The sequence below is a fragment of the Limnohabitans sp. genome (genome assembly GCF_044361985.1).
Classification (GTDB): domain Bacteria; phylum Pseudomonadota; class Gammaproteobacteria; order Burkholderiales; family Burkholderiaceae_C; genus Limnohabitans_A.
Genome location: NZ_JBIKHV010000149.1, coordinates 1 through 4,044, shown reverse-complemented (window position 1 = coordinate 4,044; position 4,044 = coordinate 1). Strand labels below are relative to the sequence as shown.

Annotated in this window: 2 protein-coding genes; both read left to right on the top strand. The window is 60.5% G+C overall.

Going from position 1 to position 4,044, the window contains the following annotated elements; genetic code table 11:
* Positions 1–2,523, top strand: a 2,523-nt coding sequence (locus tag ACIQ3A_RS14170; RefSeq protein ID WP_396432368.1) for a YhdP family protein, incomplete at its 5' end; no start/stop codon positions are given.
* A 4-nt stretch (positions 2,524–2,527) separates the two neighbouring features.
* A partial coding sequence (locus tag ACIQ3A_RS14165; protein ID WP_396432366.1) for a PAS domain S-box protein occupies positions 2,528–4,044 on the top strand: 1,517 nt, incomplete at its 3' end.

Below are 4,044 nucleotides of genomic sequence, written 5' to 3'. Positions count from 1 at the left end.
CAGGGTGAATGGCAGGGCCAGTGGCATCCCTCCGCGAACGGCAGTGGCCCGGGCGTGCTGGATCTGCAAGGTCAGATCAAGCAAATCGATGCGTCGCGCGCCTACCGTTACCTGCCTCTGGCGCTGCCTGCGAGCGCGCGCCAATATGTACGTGATGCGGTGGTCAAAGGGGTCTATTCAGATGTGCAAGTCAAGATCAAGGGCGATTTGGCGCGCTGGCCTTTTAACAATCCCAAAGACGGTGAACTTCGGTTTGCCGGCCAAGTTCGCGACCTCGAGCTCGATTATTTACCGCAGGCCCTGCTGCCCCCCAAAAGCCTGCCATGGCCCCGCCTGCACGCTCTGACAGGTCGGCTGGTCTTTGACCGCTTGGGCATGAAGCTGAGCGATGCCTCTGCGCGCGCCATGGATGCACGCACGGGTCTGAACCTCACGGCGGGCCAGGCTGAAATCGCCGACATGGCCCATGCGCCGCTGTTGAATGTGTCTGCCGAAATCAAGGGCCCGGCAGCCCAGATGCTGACGCTGGTGCAAAAGTCACCACTCGATGCGCTGCTGTCCGGCGCTTTGCGCGAAACCCAAGCCACAGGCTCGCTACAAACCCGTTTTAAATTGGCCCTGCCCCTGCTCGCCCCTCAAAGCCCCAAATTACAAGGCTCGGTGGTGTTGGCTGGCAACGATGTGCGCATGGCCCCATCTGCCCCCCTGCTGGAAAAACTGCAGGGAACGGTCCAGTTCACCGAGTCCGGTTTCACACTCAATGGCACCCAAGGCCGCCTGCTGGGTGGGTTGGTTCGCATAGAAGGCGGCATGCAGGCCTCACCCAGTGCTGCGGCCATCGAAAGCGGCTTAAAGCTGCGCGCTCAAGGCCAGCTCACTGCCGAAGCACTTCGCATGGCCAAAGAGTTGGCGCCCCTGAATGAATGGGCACAACATGCCAGTGGCGCCACCACTTACAGTGCCCAACTGGGTTGGCGACATGGCCTGCCCGAGCTGTCGGTGCAAAGCCAACTGGAGGGCTTGACGCTGAAGTTGCCAGCCCCCCTTGGCAAGTCTGCAGAAACCAGCACACCCCTGACCTTCAGGAGCCGCGTGCAAAATACCGGTGGCCTATTGAGCGATCAGCTGCAACTGGAATGGGGCAACATGGCGTCCGCCAACTATGTGCGCGATTTGTCCGGCCCTGAGCCCCTTGTGCTGCGTGGCAGCCTGAGCTTGGGCTTGCCCAGCAGGCAAGCGCCTGTTTTGCCCGCCACAGGTGTGTCGGCGTCCATCGCACTGGACGCGTTGTCATTGGACGAGTGGCAAGCCCTTTTGCCCGCCAACCTGCTCTCCGGCAGCAACATGCCCGCCCCTGACCTGGCCGTTTTGTCCACCTATTTGCCCACACGCATCGGCCTGCAAGCCAGCACCATCACGGCCGATGGGCGCACTTTGAACCAGGTGGTGGCCGGTGGCGTGCGTGAAGGGCAAAGCTGGCGGGTCAATGTGGATGCCCGCGAATTGAGTGGGCATGTGGTCTATCGCTTGCCGGCCAAAGAACAGTTGGGCCATCTGTATGCCCGGCTTTCCCGCCTCAACCTGCCCCCTTCCAGCGCAGCCGATGTGGAGGGCCTGCTTGAAGCGCCGCCCGCCAACCTGCCCGCACTGGACATCGTGGTGGAGCAACTGGAATTGCGCGGCAAAAAACTCGGCCGCATTGACATCGAAGCCGTCAATACCGAACAACAAAAGACACGCCTGAAAACCTCACCCGAGTGGCAACTGAACAAGTTCAACATCACCCTGCCCGAAGCCACACTGCGCAGCACCGGAAGGTGGCTGACAGCAACCGACGGCGGCAACCAGCGCAAAACAGAAATCAACTTCAAGCTGGATGTCACCGATGCTGGCGCCTTGCTGACGCGCCTGGGCACACCCGATGCCTTGCGTGGGGGCTCTGGTCAACTCGAAGGCACCGTCAGCTGGCGGGGGTCGCCATTGGCTTTGCACTACCCCAGCATGACCGGTCAGTTCGGGGTAAAAATGGGTCGCGGCCAATTTCTCAAGGCCGATGCGGGTGCGGCCAAGTTGTTGGGGGTGCTGAGTTTGCAGGCCTTGCCGCGCCGCTTGCTGCTGGACTTTCGGGATGTGTTTTACGAAGGTTTTGTCTTTGACTCGGTGCGCGGTGATGTCGCCATCACGCAAGGCATCGCCAACACACGAAACCTTCAAATCAAGGGCGTCAATGCCCTGGTTCAACTGGATGGCTCAGCCGATATTGCCCACGAAACCCAGAAGCTTCGCGTGGTGATTTTGCCCGCACTCGACGCAGGAACAGCCTCTTTGGTGGCTGGCATTGCGGTCAACCCCTTGGTGGGTTTGACGGCATTTCTGGCGCAGCTCTTTTTACAAAATCCTTTGGTCAAAGCCAACACCCAGGAGTTCCTGATTGACGGCAGTTGGGCTGAACCCCGGGTCACAAAAATCAACAGCAGCAGCGACGAGATCAACACCTCTCCTGCGGGCATCGCCAAGCCTTGAAACAATGAGAAAGCTTGGGCCCTTCCGCATCACGGCAGCATGGCAAGAACACCTGCCCCGTGCACGTGCAAAGCTCGATGAATTTTTGCCTTGGGGTTCCGGGCGACGCTCTCTTTGGACCGCTTTGATTGCCTTGGTGATCGCCGTGCTGGCTACGCTGGTCTGGCTGGCTGGCCGCTACGAAGCCAGCCAGGTGCAAGCTGAACTGGAACGCGACACCGCCAATGCCGTGAGTGATTTGCGCAGCAGCCTGTCCAGACGGGTGCAAGCCTTGCAAGCTTTACAGTCAGGCCATTTTTCGGTCTCGAACTGGTCATCAGAAGCACAGGCCTTGCTGCGCAACAACCGGGACTGGTTGCGCCTGGAGTGGCGCGACAAAGAATGGCGGCAGCAAGCTTTTGTCGACTCCCCTTTGCGCACCTCCGCTTTTGAGCGCGTCCCACGCACCGAGGTCTTGAACGAAGCCGCCCAAGCCTGTCAACGGGCCAGACGGGTCAACGGGGCCGCCTATTCAAGCACTTATTTTTTACCTCAGCCCGACGGCCTGGGCTCGGAGGTGATGGAGCTGTGCCTGCCGATGACACAGGCTGGCGAATTCGTCGGTTACACGGTCGTGACTTACAGCCTGCAGGAGCTGCTGACTGAGCGGCTGGGCAGCACATTTGGTCGCCAAAATGAATTGTCTTTTGTCGAGCCTGACGGCACACGGTTGGCCATCGCGGGCACCCAGCGCCGCGAGCGTCGGGTCTTCACTTCACAACAGCTGGTGGACCTGCCGGGCAGCACCTTGCTGTTGCGCATGGACGGCCGGCGGGGAGAGCCCGACTTGTTTCCCAACGTCCTCACCGCCTTGGTTACAGGAATGTCAATTGCGCTGGTCACGGTGATGGTGCTGCTGACCAAAGATGCACGGCGGCGCCTCAAGGCAGAACGCGACCTGGCCGATGCGCTGGCTTTTCGCAAGGCCATGGAAGACTCTCTGGTCACTGGTTTGAGAGCGCGCGATTTACAAGGCCGCATCACGTATGTGAACCCCGCGTTTTGCCAAATGGTGGGCTGGGAAGCCGAGGCCCTGCTTGGCCAAAACGCCCCCATGCCGTATTGGCCACCAGAAATGGTGGATGAGTACCAGCAACGCCAAGCCATCCGCATGGCAGGCAACGCACCGCCCCGAGAAGGGTTTGAATCGGTCTTCATGCGGCAAGACGGCACGCGGTTTCCAGTACTGATCATTGAAGCCCCTTTGATCAGTGTGCGGGGCGAACAGACCGGCTGGATGGGTGCGGTGATCGACATCAGCGAGCAACGCCGCATCGAAGAGCTTTCTCGCGCCAGCCAGGAGCGGCTGCAGGCCACAGCCCGCCTGACGACGGTCGGCGAGATGGCGTCCCTGCTGAGCCACGAACTGAACCAACCCCTGGCGGCGATTGCCAGCTATGCGAATGGCTCGCTCAACCTGCTGAAAGACCCACAGGCCGAGCCGCAAACCCTGGACGACGTGCACATGGCACTGCGGCGAAT